Source organism: Micrococcus sp. KRD012 (assembly GCF_017168555.1).
GTDB classification, from domain to species: Bacteria; Actinomycetota; Actinomycetes; order Actinomycetales; family Micrococcaceae; genus Micrococcus; species Micrococcus luteus.
In genome coordinates this window covers 82,385-100,203 of record NZ_JABFBB010000016.1, presented here as the reverse complement: position 1 = coordinate 100,203, position 17,819 = coordinate 82,385, and the positions used below count along the sequence as shown (strand labels likewise).

Genomic DNA, 17,819 nt, shown 5'->3' with positions numbered 1-17,819 from the left:
CGATAAGGCGTACTCCTCCCGGGCGATCCGCACCCACCTACGTGCCCGTGGGATCAAAGCGGTCATCCCCGAACCGGCCGACCAGCAGGGCCACCGCAGACGGCGCGGTGCCCGCGGCGGGCGCCCCGTCAGCCTCGACGCGGACGCCTACAAGGGCCGCAACGTCATCGAGCGTCAGTACGCTCACCTGAAGCAGTGGCGGGGTCTGGCGACCCGGTATGACAAGTACGCGATCATCTACAGGGCCGCTCTGGTCCTGAATGCTGTGCTCGCATGGTCAAAACGATTGTCAGACATGCCCTACCTGCGCATCACCAACGAGACGCTCGGCAGGCTGTCCAACAAGCAGGTGGCCCTCGATTTCGACTTCCGCCTCAGCGACGAGGCCGCGGCCTGCGGGGTGCGCACCGGATCCGTCTCCTCCACCAGCAACGGCGGCACCTCCCGGATCGCCTTGAACAACGGGAAGACCTACAACGCGACCAACGGCCTCGCCGTCCCGGCCAACGGATCCGTAGGACGCACCGACGGTACCTGCCGGCTCGGCCTGGACCGCACTGAGGCCTGCGGCACCACGGGGCAGTCCCCCTACAGCGTCGCCGGGTCCACGGGCGCCAGCTCGACCGCCGTCACGGCCATCTCCCTCTACCGGTCCATCACGGTCTCCGGCTACGGCACCACCGTCGTCTACCTCAACGCCACGGGTGTGGGCACCAACCTGTCCGTGAGCGCCGCACCGCTGATCTGACCCCCGCACGACGGACCGCCATGCCGCCTCTGAAGGATCAGGACCTCGCCCTCACACCAGGACAACGCCCCCACCATCCCCTGAGGGACAGGGGGTCGCTTCTGGCATACCCGAGTGGACGCATCATCCCCAGGCGAAGGGGAGCCAGACGCTCAGGCGGGCGGGTGGCTTTGCGCACGGTGAGCGGGCACCACCTTCGGCATTCGGCAGCCTCCCTGGCCGTGCCGGCTTCCTCTGCTCGAACGCGGACCGCCCATGGGGCACGCGAAGGAAGCCGGTGCCTCCTGCCCGCACCCCTGGAGAGGATGGTCCCTGCCTGCGCCACCCCAGTAGGCTCAGGTGGTCGTATTCATCCAGTTCAGCAAGAGCTTCATGCTGCGCTCAACCACATCCACGAACCAGCCAAAGGGGATACCCATGGTTGCCGACTCCGAGGCGGCAATGCCCGGCCACGCCATGAAGATCGGCGAGGTGGCCGGGCGCACCGGCCTGTCCCTGCGTTCCATCCGCCACTATGACGACGTCGGCCTCGTTCCGCCATCCGCGCGCAGCGAGGGCGGATTCCGGCTCTACACCGAGGACGACGTGACCCGCCTGCTGCGCGTCATGCGCATCACCCCGCTCGGCTTCAGTCTCGAGGAGACCGCCCTCCTGCTCGAGGTTCTCGAGGGGCCGGCTGCCGAGGCGCCGCGGGAGGACATCGCGGCGTACCTGGAGCGGGCGCGGAAGGGGCGGGCCACACTCGCCCGGAAGCTGCGCCAGGCGGACGAGCTGCTGGCCGAGCTCGAGGCGCTCGGGGACTGACCCACCCGCCCCGGTCCGCTGGCCAGCGCACGCACTCGGCATCCGCGGTGATCTCCGCCATGCATCCGACAATCCGCGCCAAACCTACCCTCACGTAAGAGTAGGGTTCCTCTCATGACACCTGCCTCCACTGCCTCCGCCCGCGTGGCGGCCCCGCCAAACTCGCGCGAACCCTCGCCCGAGCAGCTGCAGTCCGTCCGCCTGACCCTCCGCTCACCCGGCCGCCTCAAGACCGAGGTCCTCGCCGGCCTCGTCGTCGCGCTGGCCCTGATCCCCGAGGCCATCGCCTTCGCGCTCATCGCGGGTGTCGACCCGCAGGTGGGCCTGTTCGCCGCGGCCACCATGGCCATGACCATCGCGTTCGTGGGTGGACGGCCGGCCATGGTCTCGGCGGCCACGGCCGCGACGGCCCTCGTCGTCGCGCCCTTGGTGGCCTCCCATGGACTCGACCACTTGATCGCCGCGGTGATCCTGGCCGGAGGGTTGCAGGTGGTCCTGGGGCTGCTCGGCGTCGCGAAGCTCATGCGGTTCGTCCCGCGCTCGGTGATGGTGGGCTTCGTCAATGCCCTGGCCATCCTGATCTTCACCTCGCAGCTGCCGGACCTGATGGGCGTGCCGTGGCTGGTGTACCCGCTGACCGCCCTCGGCCTTGCGATCATCCTGCTGCTGCCGCGCGTCACCACGGCCGTCCCGGCCCCGCTCGTAGCGATCGTCGTCGTCACCGTGATCGTGCTGCTGGCCGGCGCGGACGTGCCCACGGTGGGGGACAAGGGCCGTCTGCCGGACTCTCTGCCCGCCCTGCTGGTGCCGGATGTGCCGTTCACGCTGGAGACGCTGCAGCTGCTGTTCCCATACGCGCTCGGCATGGCCGTCGTCGGCCTGCTCGAGTCCCTCATGACCGCCAAGCTCGTGGACGACATCACAGACACCCACTCCTCCAAGACCCGCGAGTCCTGGGGCCAGGGCGTCGCGAACGTGGTCTCGGGGCTGTTCGGGGGCATGGGCGGCTGTGCCATGGTCGGCCAGACCATGATCAACGTGAAGGCCTCCGGGGCCCGCACCCGGATCTCCACCTTCATGGCGGGCGTGTTCGTGCTGATCCTGTCCGTCACGCTGGGTGACGTGGTGGCGCTTGTGCCCATGGCCGCGCTCGTGGCCGTGATGATCTTCGTGTCCCTGGCCACCTTCGACTGGCACTCGATCCGGCCGTCCACGCTGGCCTTCATGCCCAAGTCCGAAACCGCCGTGATGCTCGTGACCGTGGCGGCCACCGTCCTCACCCACAACCTCGCGATCGGCGTGGGCCTGGGCGTGCTCGCGGCCATGGTCATGTTCGCCCAGCGGGTCTCGCACTTGGCCACCGTCACCCGCACCCTCGAGGGGCAGGGGCGCGACGCCGTCGCGCGCTACCGCGTGCAGGGCGAGCTGTTCTTCGCCTCCTCCAACGACCTCTACACGCAGTTCGACTACGCGGGCGACCCCGCGCGCGTGGTGATCGACTTCAGCCAGGCGCACCTGTGGGACGCCTCCACGATCGCGGCGCTGGACGCCGTCGAGGAGAAGTACCGGCGGCACGGGGCGACGGTGGAGATCACCGGTCTCAACGTGGCCAGCCGGGCGATGCGCGCTCGGATGTCCGGCCGCCTCGGCGGGGGCCACTGAGACAGGGTTCGCGCACCCCTGACCCTGCTCGATGCCTCGGGGTCAGGGGTGCCCATGAATCACGGGCACTGAACAGCACCGGGCCTGCCTCCATTTGACCCCCGCCCACACGCCCAGTCAGGACCGCTGGCGCAATGGCACCGGCGTCTGCTGAGGATCGCGCGTGGTTGTCGCCGCCTCGGCGCGTGTGAGACGAGGGCGGCAGATTCGGTCGTTTATGGCGTGGCTCCCAGACGCCTCCGGCAGTTGTGAACAGCTTCGCTCTGTGTCGTCCTTCAAGCTTCTCTCCCTGTCGTCCCGCGTCACGAAGCGGACCGGTTCTCGAGGTGCGGAAGATCGTCGGTGCGGGCATGGGGTGGTGGGTGCATACTGGTGGTGTCTTCGGACCCGGCAGTGGGGCTTGCCGGACCCAACCTCGACACTCGTCGACAACAGTCCCTATCTCAGCTGGTTGCGCTTCTGTGCGCCTGAGGTAGGGAGATGTCATGGTCGAGTCGAACACTGCCGGTGTTGTCGTGGTCGGTGTGCAGTCCGGGCAGGGGCACGACGTCGTCGGTGTCGCGGCTGCCGTCGCTGAACGCTTCAGCGCCCGCCTGGTGTGTGTGGTCGTCGATCCGGCGCTGCTGTCAGCGGGGGTGCGTGCGGACGGGTCGGAGATCATCGAACCGATCGACCCGGACACGGCGGACAGCGACCCGCAGCAGCTCCCCGACGAAGACATGCGGGTCATCAGAGATCTTGCTGCGGCGCGATCGGTCGACGTGGACTTCGTCTCCCGCGTCGGGGACCCGAGTCACGCACTCGCTGCGGTGGCTGAGGAACGTGACGCGGTGATGATCGTCGTCGGATCCCAGGCTGGCCGACGCCGGATAGCGGAACTGCTCACCGGGTCCGTCGCCGCGCACCTGACGCATCAGCAGCACCGGCCGATACTGGTCGTCCCGCACGACCCGGTCGGCGCCACCGTCCTCCTCCCGTCGGAAGCCCCGTGACGGGCATGCTGACGCTCCTGCGGCATGGGGAGAGCACCGCGAACGAAGCCGGCACCTTCACCGGGCTCCTCGACGTCCCGCTCACGCACCGCGGCGAACGGCAAGCATCCGCAGCCGGACAGCTCCTCCGGTCGAACCACATCACGCCGGACGTCGTGGTCACCTCCACATTGCGCCGTGCCGTCCGCACCGCCGAACTGGTCTGCGACGCCCTCGGGACACAGCTGCCCACGGAAGCGGTGTGGCAGCTCAACGAACGCAACTACGGTGCCCTGACCGGGATGACGAAGACCGACGCCCGTCGGATGCTCGGTGACGACGAGTACGTGCGGCTCCGCAGGTCCCGTACCGGCACACCGCCACCGATGTCGCTGCACCTGTGGGAGGAACTGCGGTCGAGCTCCGCGCTGCGCGGCCTGCCCGACGGCGCCCTCCGACGCACCGAGGCACTCTCGGACGTCATCAAGCGGGTCCGCCCCGTCTTGCACGACCGGCTCCTGCCGATGGTGCGGTCAGGGCGGAGCGTCCTCGTCGTCGCGCACGGGAACTCGCTCCGCGCACTCTGCGCATGCATCGACGACCTCACCGACCCGGAGCTCGAGCAGCTCAACCTGCCGACCGGGCAACCCGTGCAGTACCACCTCGCCCCGACGGGTGCTCTCGTCCCGCGGGGTGGGGCGTTCCTGGATCCGGTAGCAGCACAGCACGCCGCGGCGCTGGTCGCGGCAGAAGGCGGAACATGACCACCCGAACGGACACCCCGATGCCCGACGACCAGCTCCCTCCCGACCCGGACGTCGACGTCTCCGACCCGGCAACGACCATGCGGCCGGTGCATCTGCGGTGGCGGTACGTCGGCCTCGTCGCCGTCGGTGGGGCCGGCGGTACTGCCCTCCGCGACGTCATCAGTAGCGTGCTCCCTGCCGATGGCGGGGTGAGTTGGTCGATCTTCTGGATCAACATCACCGGGGCGCTGGCCCTCGGTGTGCTGTTGGAAGCGCTCGCGCACCGTGGGCCCGATGCCGGTCGCCGGAGGGTGCTGCGGCTGCTCCTCGGGACAGGGGTCCTCGGCGGGTTCACCACCTACAGCACCCTCGCCGAGTCCACCGCCGCCCTGTTCCTCGACGGCCACGGCCTCGCTGGCACCGGCTACGCGCTCCTCACTGTCCTATCCGGCGCGATCGCGACCGCCTGCGGTCTCGTCGTCGCCGGCTGGTTCCGTCCCCGAACGGAGGAAGCATGAACGCCGCCCTCATCGTCGTCGTCGCCCTCGGTGGCGGTGCCGGCGCTGCCGGTCGGTTCCTCCTCGACGGGCTGATCAACACCGGCCGGGAGTTCCGGCTCCCCGTCGGCACGCTGACGATCAACATCACCGGGTCGCTGCTGCTGGGGATCATCGTCGGCGCCGCCACGCACCTCGGCGCGGTGCCGGTCGCGGTCCTCGGCACCGGGGTGATGGGCGGCTACACCACGTTCAGCACCGCCAGCTTCGAAACCGTCCGCCTCGCCCGCAGCGGACGGATCACCGCCGCCGCGATCAACGGTCTCGGAATGCTCGTCGTCTCCGTCGCCGCCGCGACCGCCGGCATCCTCCTCGGCGGCACCCTGTGACCACCCCACTCACTGACCACCCACCCGCTCCAGCACCGGAGGTACCCATGCTGTTCGACGTCACGATCGAGATTCCCCGCGGCAGCGGCAACAAGTACGAGGTCGACCACACCACCGGCCGGATCCGGCTCGACCGGGCGGTGTTCACCAGCATGGTGTTCCCCCAGGACTACGGCTCCATCGACAACACCCTCGGCGATGACGGCGACCCCCTCGACGCCCTGGTGCTCCTGCCCCGTCCCACGTTCCCCGGCGTCGTCATCACGGTCCGGCCGGTCGGGATGCTGCGCATGGTCGACGAGAACGGCGGCGACGACAAGATCCTCACCGTTCCCGCTGGCGACGACCGCTTCGCGCAGCTGCGGGACATCACCGATGTGCCGGAACACACGCTGGCGGAGATCGAGCACTTCTTCGCCCACTACAAGGAGATCGAGCACGGCAAGCACGTCACCACCAACGGGTGGGCCGACCGTGCTGCTGCCGAAGCCGTCATCCGCACCGCACAGAACGCCCACACCCGACACCCGTGACCCACGGGTCCACAGACTGCCGCGGGGAGGCACTGGCGCTGAGTGATCGCCAGCAGGTCGTCCCTCCGCCTCCCCGCGGCTTCCCCTTCCAACCACAGACCAGCTCGACGCATGACCCGAACCGAACCGAAGGAGCGTCACCATGAACGACTACATCAGCGGCATCCACCACCACGGAGCCCATCAGGGTGAGTACGTCACCCACCACGACCACCCCGTCACCATCGACGCCGTCCACGGCGCCCGCATCCTCGACTCCCGCGGCTACCCGACCGTCCGCGTGTCCCTCGAGCTCGACGACGGCCGCACCGTCACCGGGGACGCCCCCGCGGGCGCATCCACCGGCGCCCACGAAGCCGTCGAGCTCCGCGACGGCGGTTCCGCGTTCGGCGGCCGCGACGTCACCCAGGCGCTCCACCTGATCGACACCGACATCTCAGGGCTCCTCACCGGCCGGTCGTGGTCGGCGATCGGGCAGATCGACGCCGCCCTTGCCGAACTCGACGGCACCACCGGGTACCGCCGGCTCGGCGCGAACAGCGTTGTCGCCACCTCGATCGCCGCATCCAGGGCCCTCGCCCATGCCGCGGACCTCCCGCTCTGGCAGTGGATCGCTGAGATCACCGGCTCGACGCCGCGGATGCCGGTCCCGCACTTCAACGTCCTCAACGGCGGCGCGCACGCAGCGAACGAGCTGGACTTCCAGGAGTTCATGATCGCTCCCGTCAACGCAGGCTCGATGGCAGACGCCGTCCGAATCGGCGCAGACGTGTACCACGCTCTCGCGGCGCTGGTTCGGGACCGGTTCGGCAGCCTCGGCCTCGGCGACGAGGGCGGTTTCGCACCGTCGATCGCTGCGCCCGAGGAAGCGCTCGACCTGCTCGTCGACGCGATCCGTACCGCCGGCTACGAGCCGGGCGTCGATCAGGTGGCGATCGCGCTCGATCCGGCCGCGAACGAGTTCTCCCAGGGCGACGGCTCCTACCGGGTGCTCAACGACAGCCTCGACCGGGACGGGCTGGTCGACTACTACCGGCACCTCATCGACACGTATCCGATCCGGAGCATCGAAGACGCGTTCGCGGAAGACGACCATGAGGGGTTCCGCCGCATGCAAGCGGCGCTCGGCGACCGGATCCAGATCGTCGGCGACGACCTCTACGTCACCGACCCACAGCGGATCCGCGACGGCGGCGAGCAGCAGCTGACGAACGCGGCACTGATCAAGCCGAACCAGATCGGGACCGTCTCCCAGACCCTCGGCGCGATCGCCACCGCCAAGAGCATCGGGATGGCCAGCATGGTCTCCCACCGTTCTGGGGAGACCACGGACACGTTCATCGCGGACCTCGTTGTCGGGACCGGCACCGGGCAGATCAAGTCCGGCGCACCCGGCCGCGGGGAACGCGTCGCGAAGTACAACCGGCTCACCGAGATCGCCGAGCAGCACCCGGAGCTGCCCTACGGACTGATCTGACCACCGGTACTCGAGCTGCGAGCAGTGTCCAGGAACGCCGTCACAGCGGGCCCCGGGCGGCCTGACCAGATCGCTCGCAGCGGCCGGATCAGTGGCGGGCCGAGCAGTAGCGCCCGGACGAGGGCACCGTCTTCGAGGTCAGTGTCGACGGTGCGGAGACTCATCACCGCGGGCGCGATGCCCGCTCGAGCGTTGGCGCGGATGATGCCAGTCGTTTCCAGCACTGCAGCCGGCGGGACCAGGGTCAGACCCGCGTCGTCGAGCCACGCTTCGACCGTGGAGCGGGTGCCGGACCCTTCCTCACGGAGCAGCAGGGGTGTCTCCGCGAGGTCATCCGAGGTGATGGCCGAAGCGCTTGCCCAAGGATGGTGCGGGGCGACGACGACCACGAGTTCGTCCTCATCGACCACCAACGATGAGAGGCCAATCGGCGCAGCAGGAGTCTCCGTGAACCCGACGTCGGCAGCGCCGGAACGGACGAGGTCGGTCACGTCGGCGGAGTTCCCCGCGATCAAACGCACCGACGCATCCGGCGTGGCAGCACGGTGGGTGAGCAGCCATCCGGGCAGCAGGAGTTCGGCGATCGTCTGCGACGCTGCGATCACGAGGGATCCCGCCGGTTCCCGCAGCGCGGCGACGCCTGCTTCAAGCCGCCGGGAGGCCTCCAACACCGGGACGGCGAGACCGAGCACCACCCGGCCGGCGTCGGTCAGCGCGGTCCCGGATGCCGTCCGGTGCGCCAGCGGCTGACCGGTCGCCTGCTCCGCGGCACGCAAGCGCGCAGACACCGCCTGCTGTGTCACCCCCAACACCTCGGCCGCGCGGGTCAACGACCCGGTCTCCGCGACGCGGACGAGGACCTCGAGGGTGTCGAGGTCCAGGATCCGGTCCGTCAACCGCCGCAGTGCCACAAGCAACCATTGTGCCCTGCCAACGAGTCCGCCGTTCCCGAACCACGGGGCACACGCGCACGATGGGTGCATGTCCGCTCACCTCGCCCACGCACCCGCAGCCTCTGAGCACGGTGTGCGCGACCGGCGGCTGTTCCGGGAGCTGGAGCGGCCCGGCCTGATCGTGTCGAACCTGACCCCGAACTGGTTCGCGTCGATCATGGGGACCGGGATCGTCGCCGTCGCGGCCGCGTCGTTACCGCTGCAGTTCCCCGGTCTGCGCACGGCGGCGACGGTCGTCTGGGCGATCGCGGCGGTCCTGCTCGTCGCCCTCACCATCGCGACGGTCCTGCACTGGGTCCGCTACCGGAGCACCGCAGCGAAGCACCACCTCAACCCGGTGATTTCCCACTTCTACGGCGCACCGCCCATGGCGTTCCTCACCGTCGGCGCCGGCACGATCCTCCTCGGCAAGGACTGGATCGGCCTCCCCGCCGCCGTCACCGTCGACTGGGTCCTCTGGACCATCGGCACCATCGGCGGCCTGCTCACCGCGGTCCTGGTGCCGTACCTGGCGTTCACCCGCCACGAGAACACGCCCGAATCCGCGTTCGGCGGCTGGCTGATGCCGATCGTCCCGCCGATGGTGTCCGCCTCGACCGGTGCGCTCCTCCTGCCGTATGCCCCCGCCGGGCAGGCACGGGAGACCCTGCTGTGGTCCTGCTACGGCTTCTTCGGCCTCAGCCTCATCACGTCCCTGGTCGTCATTACGCTGATCTGGAACCGTCTCGCGCAACACAAGGTCGGTGCCGCCGGTATGGTGCCGACCCTGTGGATCGTCCTCGGACCGGTCGGACAGTCCATCACCGCGGTAAACCTCCTCGCATCGAACGCCCCCGCCGTCGTCGACGCGTCGACCGCCCACGCACTGCTGGTCGTGGCGCTGGTGTACGGGTTCGCGATGCTCGGCTTCGCGCTGCTGTGGACCGTCATCGCCCTCGCCATCACCATCCGCACCGCCCGCGAACACCTGCTGTTCAGCCTGACCTGGTGGTCATTCACGTTCCCCGTCGGCACCTGCGTCACCGGCCTGAACGGCCTGGCCCTGCACTCCGGACTCACCGTCGTCGCCGTCCTCGCAGTCGTCTACTACGTGGGCCTCGTCGCCGCGTGGATCACCGTTGCCGTCCGCACCTTCCACGGCTCCGTCATCCGCGGCACACTCCTCGCACCACCACAGCCGGCATGAGCACCCCCGACGAACTCGCGGACGAGGTCGCGGACGTTCGATCCCTGAACGCCCTCGCCGAGGCATGGCGCACCGCACCCGACGGTTCACGGCGGTTCGTCCCGAACTTCGACCCGAGATCCGGCGGCACATCCAGCCGCGTCCTGGTCCTCATGCAGTCGCCCGGCCCCCAGACGATCGCCGCAGCGCACACGGCGATCTGCAGCGAGGACAACCCGGGCCCGACCGCGGCCGCGTTCCGCGCAGCCCGCATCGAGTCCGGACTCGCACGCAACGACTACCTCCGCTGGAACCTCATCCCGTGGGAGATTCTCGGCCGCGTCCGACCTGTGGACATCGACGAGGGGCGACACGCCCTCGAAACTCTGCTCAAGGTGCTCCCCGTGCTCGATGCCATCGTCACGTACGGTACCGCCGCCCTCAACGGAGTCATGCGGCACCTCACCCTGGACGAGCACCCCCGACTCGTACCCGTCATCGCGGCACCACACCCCTCTCCGGCCAACGGCCGCCATCGCGCGGAACAACAACGACGTTCCGTCCAAGCGCTCCGGCTCGCGGCGCTGACTCACCGGCTGTAGCAAATACGAACGACTCCGCTACAACTGCCCGTGCCGACGGTTCGGCAGCGTGTGAGGCGGCGTGTCTTGTAACGGAACCCAATCCCGGAATCTACGTGCCGCCACTACCCCTCCTGGTCGAGTTTCGCTACGTTCTCTCCATGGGTCACCTCCTCGGGTACGCGCGCGTGTCCACCACCGACCAGGACGCGTCGCTACAGATCGACGCGCTGGGCGCCGCCGGCTGCTACCGCGTGTTCGTCGACACCATGTCCGGGTCGCTGCAACACCGGCCCGAGCTCGACAAGCTCCTCGACCAGCTCCGCCCCGGCGACACTCTCGTCGTCTGGCGACTCGACCGGCTCGGTCGATCCATCCGGCACCTCATCGACCAGCTGCACGCACTCGCCGAACGCGGCATCGGGTTCCGGTCGCTGCAGGAGACCATTGACACCACCTCACCCGGTGGCCGGCTTGTGTTCCACGTCTTCGCTGCGCTGGCGGAGTTCGAACGGGACCTCATCAAGGAACGCACCAACGCCGGCCTCGCCGCCGCCCGAGCCCGCGGCAGAACCGGCGGCCGACCATCTCGGCTCTCCGCGGACCAGGTGCGCACCGCACGCCGGCTCTACGAACAGCAGGACATGACCGTCGCGCAGATCGGCGATGTCCTCGGCGTCAGCCGCACCACCATCTACCGGACGCTCGCGAAGCACGCCGAACCCGTCGCCCGCCGACGCGCAAAGCCCTCACCGACGATGTAGCCGGTCATGGACGCGAGCGAGCGGTGGCGAATCCTTCGACTGCACGTCGAGGACGCAATCCCGCTTGCCACTCTGGCCCGCAGCACGGGCGTCACCGAGCGCACCCTGCAACGCTGGCTCGCCCGCTACCGGACAGGCGGATACGCCGCCCTCGCCGACGACGCTCGCGCCGACCATGGCGTCCGACGCACAGCACCGGAACTCGTCCGCCTGGTCGAAGGGCTTGCGCTCACCAAGCCGCGGCCGTCGATCGCCACCATTCACCGTCAGGTTGGCGTCCACTGCGCTGAACGGGGACTGCCGTCGCCGTCGTACTCCGCCGTGCGGTCGATCGTGAACGGGCTCGATCCCGGAATGGTGACGCTCGCACTCGAGGGGCCAGCGTCATACCGTGACAAACACGAGCTGCTGCTCCGACGTCGCGCGGACCGCCCGAACGCGATCTGGCAGGCGGACCACACGATGCTTGACCTGCTCATCGTCGGGCCCAACGGCAAGCCCGCACGGCCGTGGTTGACGGTGATCCTCGACGACTACTCCCGCGCGATCTGCGGGTACATGGTGTTCCTCGGTGCCCCGTCAGCGGCGAACACCGCGCTCGCGCTGCGCCAAGCGATCTGGCACAAGCCGGAACCGGACTGGCCCGTCTGCGGGATCCCGGACGTGCTCTACACGGACCACGGGTCCGACTTCACCAGCCATCGTCTCGGCGACACCGCCGCTGTGCTGCACCTCCGCATCATCCACTCGCAGGTCGCCCGGCCCCAGGGGCGCGGGAAGATCGAGCGGTTCTTCGGCACGATCAACACCGAACTGCTCCCAACGCTCCCCGGCCATTTCGCAGCCGGATCCTCGGCGCCGACGCCGGCGCTGGATCTCGGCGGCGTCGACAGTGCCATCAGCACGTTCATCCGCAGCTACAACGCCCGCACCCACCGCGAGCTCCGGACGAGCCCACTGCACGCGTGGATTGCAGACGGGTGGCTGCCACGGCTCCCGGAGTCCCTTGAACAGCTCGACGGGTTCCTGCTCACCGTCCCCACGACGCGGGTCGTGCAGCGCGATGGCATCCACTTCGAGGGCCTCCGCTACACCGCGGCCACTCTCGCGCCGTTCGTCGGTAGCACCGTGAGTGTCCGGTACGACCCACGCGACGTCACCGAGATCCGCGTCTTCCACCGCGACGTGTTCCTCTGCACCGCGATCAGCACCGAGCACCAGACCGAGACGATCAGCCTCAAGCAGATCCAAGCCGCCAGGAACGCTCACCGCCGGGCTTTACGCGGGCAGATCCACGAACGCATCGCGATCGTCAATCCCAAACTCGACGACACCACCACACCGGCAGCCGTCGAGACGGATCGGCCGCGACTGAAGACCTACGAGGAGGACCGGTCATGACGAGCCAGTTCATCGTCACCAAGGAGCACCGCCGGTTCGCAGAGTTTGCCGACGCGGTCCGGAAGCAGAACACCATCGGCGTCTGCTTCGGGCCCGCCGGCGTCGGCAAGACCCTCTCAGCGCGCCGCTACGCGCACTGGGACAGCATCGGCCCGTTCATCGCCAGGTGGGCCGCACGCAGTGAAGACGACACCAAGATCTATGCCGCGGCCCACCGCGCCCGGACCGTCTTCTACACGCCCGAGGTCTCCGCGACGATGCGCGCCCTGCAAGAGGACCTCCGGCACGACATGATCCGCACCGAACGCTGCATCGAGGAACACCTCGTCCTCCACGGCGGCCACGTCGACCACGCGCACGGCCCCAACCCGTCACTGCTCGAGCTGATCATCATCGATGAGTCCGAACGCCTCACCGGCAACGCCATCGAGTGGCTCCGCGACCAGTACGACCGAACAGGCATCGCGATGATCCTGATCGGCATGCCCGGCATCGAGAAGCAGTTCACTCACTACCCACAGCTCTACAGCCGACTCGGGTTCGCCCACCAGTACCGCCCCCTCGGCCACGACGAGCTGCTGTTCGTCCTCGAACGTCAATGGCGCAAGCTCGGCAAGACCCTCGACCCCGACGACTTCACTGACGCGCAAGCCATCGCCGCCGTCGAACGCATCACCCGCGGCAACTTCCGTCTCCTCGAACGTCTCCTCCCACAGATTCAACGTGTCCTGAAGATCAACGAGCTCGACGTCATCACCAACGACGTCGTCGAAGCCGCCCGCAGCACCCTCGTCATCGGCACCACCTAACCCGACACGGAACGCAGCGAAAACCGCGACACAGAGCGAAGCTGCTCACACGGGACACTCGGCGCCGCGGATTTTCGCGGCGCTCGGCGTCGTATCTGTGTGTGCCGGTAAGCGATCCCCTTACGGGACGCCTGCTACCCATAGCGCTATGTCACTTGACCGACCAAACGTTTGGTCGGTACTCTCGGGGCATGGCAAAGACGACCGAGCAGCTGCTCGATGATGCGATCGCCGTGCTGCGGCGCGGTGGCGTGGTGACGATCGATTCCGTCGCCTCCGAAGCAGGCATGAGTAAGGCGGGGGTGGTGCATCACTTCTCCTCGAAGGAGGCGCTGATGGTCGGCGTCGTCAATCGGGTGATGGACCTCTGGGAGGGACAGCTCGCCGCGACGATCGGGGAGGTCACCGATCCGGTCGAGCGGCTGCGCGCGTATGTGGACTTCGAGGTGCTCTCCGATTTCGACGGGGGCGATCTCGCGCTGCTCGCGGATGTGAAGCTGCGCGACACTCTCGCCGCCCAGTGGCGGGAGCGCCTGCGGCCCTGGTTCGGGGAGGACGCACCCGGCGACGCTGGCCAGAAAGCCGCGTTGCAGTCGGCGCGTCTGATCGCTGACGGCGCCTGGACCGACCAGGCGCTCGGACTTCTGAGCATGACCGGTGAGCAGCGTGCACTCGTGCGCGGCATCGCCCAACGACTGATCGATGAAGGAGTACAGAAATGAAGTGGGTGTTCCTCGCCGGGGCGATCGCGCTCGAGGTGACAGGCTCCCTGTCACTGAAAGCTGCCGTCGACGCCCCCGGATTCTTCGCGCTCGTCGCGGTCGGCTACATCGGAGCGTTCACGCTCCTGGCCGGCGCGCTCAAGCAGGGCATGCCCCTCGGCGTCGGGTACGGCATCTGGGGAGCCGCCGGAGTGGCCCTGACCGCGATCCTCTCCGCAGTCATCTTCGGAGAGCCGCTGACCGCGCTGATGACCCTCGGCATCGCCGTCGTCATCGGCGGGGTCCTGTGCGTCGAGCTCGGCTCGCAGGCCGCGACGAAGAAGCGTGAAGGGACCGTCTGATGGCCTACCTGTTCCTCATCATCGCGATCATCTTCGAGGTCGCCGGCGCCCTCTCGCTGCGCATGGCGACCTCCGGCTCCAAGAAGAAGGGCCTGTGGCTGCTCGCCGTCCTCGGCGGCTACGGCATCGCGTTCTTCGGCATCACCATGGCCCTCGTGGAGGGCCTGGCCCTCGGAGTCGCCTACGGCATCTGGGCCGCGTCCGGTGTCGCGCTCACCGCGGTCCTCAGCCGCATCCTCTTCAAGGAACCGCTGACCAAGGTGATGGCGGCCGGTATCGGCCTGATCATCGTCGGGGTGCTCATGATCGAGCTCGGAGCCGCGCACTGACCCCCGCGCCGGTGGCCGCCGATCCATCTCAGGCGCGATCCGCGGCCGCCGGCGCCTCAGAGCCTGCGGCGGCACGATGTCCAGACGACGCGCCCCGTCTCTCTAGCCAGTTCCGCCTCGCAGCTACGCTCACCTCATGACCCGGATGAGCGTGCTCGAGGCCTGGACCTGGATCAACGAGTACGGCAGCGCGATCGGCGCCGTCGCCGGCGTTGTCGCCGCGCTCGTCGCGATCATCGCGCTCATCTCCGCCGCCCTGGACAGCAAAGCCCGATCCCAGCCGATGATCGCCGCCGAGTTCCGCCCCGCGGTCGATAGCGACTCCTCCATCGACTTCATCATCACCAACCTCGGACCGACCCCCGCGCGAGACATCACCGTCACCTTTAATCCGCCCATAGTCATCCCCGACGACTCCGACCGGCTCCTCGCGCCCTACCTCGTCAAGCGCTACGAACGCCCCATCCCGGTTCTTAACCCGGGCCAGATTCTCTCGAACACCTGGTGGGCCGGCCGCGCCGGCACCGGGAACGAGCTCACAAACCACGAACCGACGCCCGACGAGGTGAACGTCACCAAGATCTATGCCGCGGCCCACCGCGCCCGGACCGTCTTCTACACGCCCGAGGTCTCCGCGACGATGCGCGCCCTGCAAGAGGACCTCCGGCACGACATGATCCGCACCGAACGCTGCATCGAGGAACACCTCGTCCTCCACGGCGGCCACGTCGACCACGCGCACGGCCCCAACCCGTCACTGCTCGAGCTGATCATCATCGATGAGTCCGAACGCCTCACCGGCAACGCCATCGAGTGGCTCCGCGACCAGTACGACCGAACAGGCATCGCGATGATCCTGATCGGCATGCCCGGCATCGAGAAGCAGTTCACTCACTACCCACAGCTCTACAGCCGACTCGGGTTCGCCCACCAGTACCGCCCCCTCGGCCACGACGAGCTGCTGTTCGTCCTCGAACGTCAATGGCGCAAGCTCGGCAAGACCCTCGACCCCGACGACTTCACTGACGCGCAAGCCATCGCCGCCGTCGAACGCATCACCCGCGGCAACTTCCGTCTCCTCGAACGTCTCCTCCCACAGATTCAACGTGTCCTGAAGATCAACGAGCTCGACGTCATCACCAACGACGTCGTCGAAGCCGCCCGCAGCACCCTCGTCATCGGCACCACCTAACCCGACACGGAACGCAGCGAAAACCGCGACACAGAGCGAAGCTGCTCACAGGCAGTCTCCACAACTCGCCTGCCAGACGGCCGAAGACTGGCCCCAGTCAGTTCGCCACAACACCGGCCCCAGCAGGGTTTGTGGCAGACGCCTTTCAGCCTGCCCACGTTGCGCAGGGAACACGAGGCCGGCACCCAGGACGCACAGGGGTCCTCAGCCCTGGAGGGGCAGGTATCTCTGATGGCCTGAAGGATCAGCTCAGACCCCTCGACCTGGCGCACCGGTCAGTGCATCAGGTGCGCGCGGACCAGAGCCTCGATGACCGCTGCCTGGCTGGGCGTTGCCGGGTTCATGGCCGCTTCTCGACGCACCGCGTCGCGGATCGCTTCGGGCACCCGCACGTTCAGCGCCACGGTCGGTGCCCCACGCCGGGCTAGGGGCACATACCCGCCGGCCGGGTCCGAGGCTGTTGCCGGCTCTGCGGGGATCACCGCTCCGGGAGCCGGGGTCTGGGGGGCCGGGCTGGGCTTGCGGCGCTGTGCTCGCAGGCTCAGGTCGGGTTCGGACTGCTTCTCGTTCATGCGGTGATCCTTTCGAAGATGAGGCCGGCCAGGTCGGCGTAGGCGGTGGCGACGGGTTCGCCCTTCTCGTAGCGGCCCAGCCAGTCGCAGGCCAGACGTGCCTTGGGGACGATGGAGCGGGCCGGCACCAGGGGGGTGAGCAGCAGCCCGGTCTCGCGCAGCTCCTCGACGGCGACGGTCTGGTCCTTGGGGGTGATGTGGTCTCGGTAGTCCGAGACGACGATGCCCACCTCGGTGAGCCGGTCTGCAGCTCCCAGCAGGGCCATGGACTGTTTGAACGCGGCCACGCTCTGGCGGGCCCCGTGCACCCCGTCGCAACCGTCCGAGGTGGGGCGGGCGGCGTAGATCACCCCGTCTGAGGCGGTGAACGCGTTCTGGGTCAGCGGCCCGCCCTGACGGTTGGGACAGTCGATGACCACCAGATCAGCCTGCAGACCGGACAAGGCCATGCGCAGACGCAGATGGGCGTGGTCCGCGCGGTCGGCTTCCTGGTGAGACAAGGACCGGTCAGAGGGGACCACGCGAAGGTTCTCGTGCCAGCCGGAGGGCACGGCAAGATCCTGGATCCAGCCGGTGGGGTCGGGGTTGCCAATCACCGCGCCGATATGCAGGCCAGGCTCGGTAGGTTCCACGTCCACCCATTTCGTGGCAGCCGCACGAGGATCCAGATCGATCAAGACCACCTGTCGGCCCTGCTCAGCCCAGGACATGGCCAGGGAAACGGCCGTCGTCGTCTTGGCGACACCGCCGGCCTCGGAGTAGACCATCAAGGTATGCATGCACGCATGCTTTCATGCTTGCTTACTAGTAAGCAAGCATGAAAGCGTGCTGACTTGCTAGCGCGCAAGTTAGATAGCTAGCTTGCTAGCAAGTTTTTCTTGGTGCCCACTCGCACTAACCAAGAGTGGAAAGAGTCCTCACGGAACTACCGAAGCCTTCAGAGCCGCCCATTAGGTGCACTGACCGGGGAAGTTGATCGACCCGATCGAGTTCAGCTGGTCGTCTGCGTGCAGAAGGTCGTAGAGGTCCGCGTAGTCGGCGTCGGAGAGCTTGCCGCTCCAGTTCGCTGCTGCGACCTCCCCGAACTCACCGGGCCGGGTCACGGTGTAGGCCGGGTCATCGGTGGGTGCGGGGTCATCGGTGGGTGCGGGGTCATCGGTGGG

21 protein-coding genes and 1 pseudogene are annotated in these 17,819 nt (G+C 68.2%); 18 read left to right on the top strand and 4 right to left on the bottom strand.

The window, feature by feature from the left end:
* The 9 genes and pseudogenes from J1M37_RS07080 to eno form a co-directional block, all read left to right on the top strand.
* Nucleotides 1-301: pseudogene (locus J1M37_RS07080) on the top strand (transposase); the annotation flags it as partial.
* 786 nt (nucleotides 302-1,087) lie between these two features.
* Complete coding sequence (locus J1M37_RS07075) at nucleotides 1,088-1,552, top strand: MerR family transcriptional regulator (RefSeq protein ID WP_011117104.1); 465 nt, start codon at nucleotides 1,088-1,090, stop codon at nucleotides 1,550-1,552.
* A 114-nt stretch (nucleotides 1,553-1,666) separates the two neighbouring features.
* Nucleotides 1,667-3,214: a SulP family inorganic anion transporter gene (locus J1M37_RS07070; RefSeq protein ID WP_002857214.1), complete on the top strand. Its 1,548-nt coding sequence runs from the start codon at nucleotides 1,667-1,669 to the stop codon at nucleotides 3,212-3,214.
* A gap of 485 nt (nucleotides 3,215-3,699) precedes the next feature.
* A complete protein-coding gene (locus J1M37_RS07065; protein WP_002854163.1) occupies nucleotides 3,700-4,206 on the top strand; it encodes a universal stress protein in 507 nt (168 codons plus the stop codon).
* A 5-nt stretch (nucleotides 4,207-4,211) separates the two neighbouring features.
* Nucleotides 4,212-4,949, top strand: a complete 738-nt coding sequence (locus J1M37_RS07060) for a 2,3-bisphosphoglycerate-dependent phosphoglycerate mutase (RefSeq protein WP_063718739.1) — start codon at nucleotides 4,212-4,214, stop codon at nucleotides 4,947-4,949.
* A gap of 20 nt (nucleotides 4,950-4,969) precedes the next feature.
* Nucleotides 4,970-5,449 (top strand): fluoride efflux transporter FluC, encoded by a 480-nt coding sequence (locus tag J1M37_RS07055; RefSeq protein WP_020625841.1) that lies wholly within the window; start codon nucleotides 4,970-4,972, stop codon nucleotides 5,447-5,449.
* Nucleotides 5,446-5,817 (top strand): fluoride efflux transporter FluC, encoded by a 372-nt coding sequence (locus tag J1M37_RS07050; RefSeq protein WP_002854166.1) that lies wholly within the window; start codon nucleotides 5,446-5,448, stop codon nucleotides 5,815-5,817. The genes J1M37_RS07055 and J1M37_RS07050 overlap by 4 nt, the downstream gene beginning before the upstream one ends.
* Nucleotides 5,818-5,864: 47 nt before the next feature.
* Nucleotides 5,865-6,350: an inorganic diphosphatase gene (locus J1M37_RS07045; RefSeq protein ID WP_002854167.1), complete on the top strand. Its 486-nt coding sequence runs from the start codon at nucleotides 5,865-5,867 to the stop codon at nucleotides 6,348-6,350.
* A 142-nt stretch (nucleotides 6,351-6,492) separates the two neighbouring features.
* Nucleotides 6,493-7,827 (top strand): phosphopyruvate hydratase, encoded by a 1,335-nt coding sequence (eno, locus tag J1M37_RS07040; RefSeq protein WP_002854168.1) that lies wholly within the window; start codon nucleotides 6,493-6,495, stop codon nucleotides 7,825-7,827.
* Here eno and J1M37_RS07035 read toward each other — a convergent pair.
* A complete protein-coding gene (locus J1M37_RS07035; RefSeq protein ID WP_002854169.1) occupies nucleotides 7,812-8,738 on the bottom strand; it encodes a LysR family transcriptional regulator in 927 nt (308 codons plus the stop codon). The genes eno and J1M37_RS07035 overlap by 16 nt on opposite strands.
* A gap of 70 nt (nucleotides 8,739-8,808) precedes the next feature.
* Between J1M37_RS07035 and J1M37_RS07030 the strand changes: the two genes are divergently transcribed.
* The 9 genes from J1M37_RS07030 (at nucleotide 8,809) to J1M37_RS06990 (ending at nucleotide 16,084) form a co-directional block, all read left to right on the top strand.
* Complete coding sequence (locus J1M37_RS07030) at nucleotides 8,809-9,966, top strand: TDT family transporter (RefSeq protein WP_002854171.1); 1,158 nt, start codon at nucleotides 8,809-8,811, stop codon at nucleotides 9,964-9,966.
* Nucleotides 9,963-10,547 carry a uracil-DNA glycosylase family protein gene (locus tag J1M37_RS07025; RefSeq protein ID WP_002854173.1) on the top strand — a complete coding sequence of 195 codons (585 nt, stop codon included), beginning with the start codon at nucleotides 9,963-9,965 and terminating at the stop codon, nucleotides 10,545-10,547. The genes J1M37_RS07030 and J1M37_RS07025 overlap by 4 nt, the downstream gene beginning before the upstream one ends.
* A 140-nt stretch (nucleotides 10,548-10,687) precedes the next feature.
* Entirely contained in the window at nucleotides 10,688-11,290 is a 603-nt protein-coding gene (locus J1M37_RS07020) for a recombinase family protein (RefSeq protein WP_002857200.1), read from the top strand.
* Between the two features lie 6 nt (nucleotides 11,291-11,296).
* A complete protein-coding gene (locus J1M37_RS07015) occupies nucleotides 11,297-12,691 on the top strand; it encodes a Mu transposase C-terminal domain-containing protein (protein WP_002857201.1) in 1,395 nt (464 codons plus the stop codon).
* A complete protein-coding gene (locus J1M37_RS07010) occupies nucleotides 12,688-13,500 on the top strand; it encodes an AAA family ATPase (RefSeq protein WP_002857202.1) in 813 nt (270 codons plus the stop codon). The genes J1M37_RS07015 and J1M37_RS07010 overlap by 4 nt, the downstream gene beginning before the upstream one ends.
* Before the next feature lie 191 nt (nucleotides 13,501-13,691).
* Entirely contained in the window at nucleotides 13,692-14,222 is a 531-nt protein-coding gene (locus tag J1M37_RS07005) for a TetR/AcrR family transcriptional regulator (RefSeq protein ID WP_002857203.1), read from the top strand.
* Nucleotides 14,219-14,563: a DMT family transporter gene (locus J1M37_RS07000; protein WP_031943843.1), complete on the top strand. Its 345-nt coding sequence runs from the start codon at nucleotides 14,219-14,221 to the stop codon at nucleotides 14,561-14,563. Before J1M37_RS07005 ends, J1M37_RS07000 begins: the two co-directional genes overlap by 4 nt.
* Nucleotides 14,563-14,892: a DMT family transporter gene (locus J1M37_RS06995; RefSeq protein WP_020628217.1), complete on the top strand. Its 330-nt coding sequence runs from the start codon at nucleotides 14,563-14,565 to the stop codon at nucleotides 14,890-14,892. Before J1M37_RS07000 ends, J1M37_RS06995 begins: the two co-directional genes overlap by 1 nt.
* A 373-nt stretch (nucleotides 14,893-15,265) precedes the next feature.
* Nucleotides 15,266-16,084, top strand: a complete 819-nt coding sequence (locus J1M37_RS06990) for an AAA family ATPase (RefSeq protein WP_370450140.1) — start codon at nucleotides 15,266-15,268, stop codon at nucleotides 16,082-16,084.
* Between the two features lie 275 nt (nucleotides 16,085-16,359).
* Here the strand turns inward: J1M37_RS06990 and J1M37_RS06985 are convergent, their stop codons facing one another.
* The 3 genes from J1M37_RS06985 to J1M37_RS06975 form a co-directional block, all read right to left on the bottom strand.
* A complete protein-coding gene (locus J1M37_RS06985; RefSeq protein WP_036334967.1) occupies nucleotides 16,360-16,656 on the bottom strand; it encodes a hypothetical protein in 297 nt (98 codons plus the stop codon).
* The gene (locus J1M37_RS06980) at nucleotides 16,653-17,435 is read right to left on the bottom strand and encodes a ParA family protein (protein WP_002857216.1); all 783 of its coding nucleotides are present in this window, start codon (nucleotides 17,433-17,435) and stop codon (nucleotides 16,653-16,655) included. The genes J1M37_RS06985 and J1M37_RS06980 overlap by 4 nt, the downstream gene beginning before the upstream one ends.
* A 171-nt stretch (nucleotides 17,436-17,606) precedes the next feature.
* The coding region (locus J1M37_RS06975) for a hypothetical protein (protein WP_206452375.1) at nucleotides 17,607-17,819 on the bottom strand (213 nt) is incomplete at its 5' end.

Excerpts from the sequence above, each read along its gene's own strand:
- J1M37_RS06995 (WP_020628217.1), top strand. The coding sequence starts at position 14,563 with ATGGCCTACCTGTTCCTCATCATCGCGATCATCTTCGAGGTCGCCGGC.
- J1M37_RS07070 (WP_002857214.1), top strand. The coding sequence starts at position 1,667 with ATGACACCTGCCTCCACTGCCTCCGCCCGCGTGGCGGCCCCGCCAAAC.
- J1M37_RS07010 (WP_002857202.1), top strand. The coding sequence starts at position 12,688 with ATGACGAGCCAGTTCATCGTCACCAAGGAGCACCGCCGGTTCGCAGAG.
- J1M37_RS07020 (WP_002857200.1), top strand. The coding sequence starts at position 10,688 with ATGGGTCACCTCCTCGGGTACGCGCGCGTGTCCACCACCGACCAGGAC.
- J1M37_RS06980 (WP_002857216.1), bottom strand. The coding sequence starts at position 17,435 with ATGCATACCTTGATGGTCTACTCCGAGGCCGGCGGTGTCGCCAAGACG.
- J1M37_RS07050 (WP_002854166.1), top strand. The coding sequence starts at position 5,446 with ATGAACGCCGCCCTCATCGTCGTCGTCGCCCTCGGTGGCGGTGCCGGC.
- J1M37_RS07030 (WP_002854171.1), top strand. The coding sequence starts at position 8,809 with ATGTCCGCTCACCTCGCCCACGCACCCGCAGCCTCTGAGCACGGTGTG.
- J1M37_RS07025 (WP_002854173.1), top strand. The coding sequence starts at position 9,963 with ATGAGCACCCCCGACGAACTCGCGGACGAGGTCGCGGACGTTCGATCC.
- J1M37_RS07000 (WP_031943843.1), top strand. The coding sequence starts at position 14,219 with ATGAAGTGGGTGTTCCTCGCCGGGGCGATCGCGCTCGAGGTGACAGGC.
- eno (WP_002854168.1), top strand. The coding sequence starts at position 6,493 with ATGAACGACTACATCAGCGGCATCCACCACCACGGAGCCCATCAGGGT.
- J1M37_RS07060 (WP_063718739.1), top strand. The coding sequence starts at position 4,212 with ATGCTGACGCTCCTGCGGCATGGGGAGAGCACCGCGAACGAAGCCGGC.
- J1M37_RS07045 (WP_002854167.1), top strand. The coding sequence starts at position 5,865 with ATGCTGTTCGACGTCACGATCGAGATTCCCCGCGGCAGCGGCAACAAG.
- J1M37_RS07065 (WP_002854163.1), top strand. The coding sequence starts at position 3,700 with ATGGTCGAGTCGAACACTGCCGGTGTTGTCGTGGTCGGTGTGCAGTCC.
- J1M37_RS07015 (WP_002857201.1), top strand. The coding sequence starts at position 11,297 with ATGGACGCGAGCGAGCGGTGGCGAATCCTTCGACTGCACGTCGAGGAC.
- J1M37_RS07055 (WP_020625841.1), top strand. The coding sequence starts at position 4,970 with ATGCCCGACGACCAGCTCCCTCCCGACCCGGACGTCGACGTCTCCGAC.
- J1M37_RS07005 (WP_002857203.1), top strand. The coding sequence starts at position 13,692 with ATGGCAAAGACGACCGAGCAGCTGCTCGATGATGCGATCGCCGTGCTG.
- J1M37_RS06985 (WP_036334967.1), bottom strand. The coding sequence starts at position 16,656 with ATGAACGAGAAGCAGTCCGAACCCGACCTGAGCCTGCGAGCACAGCGC.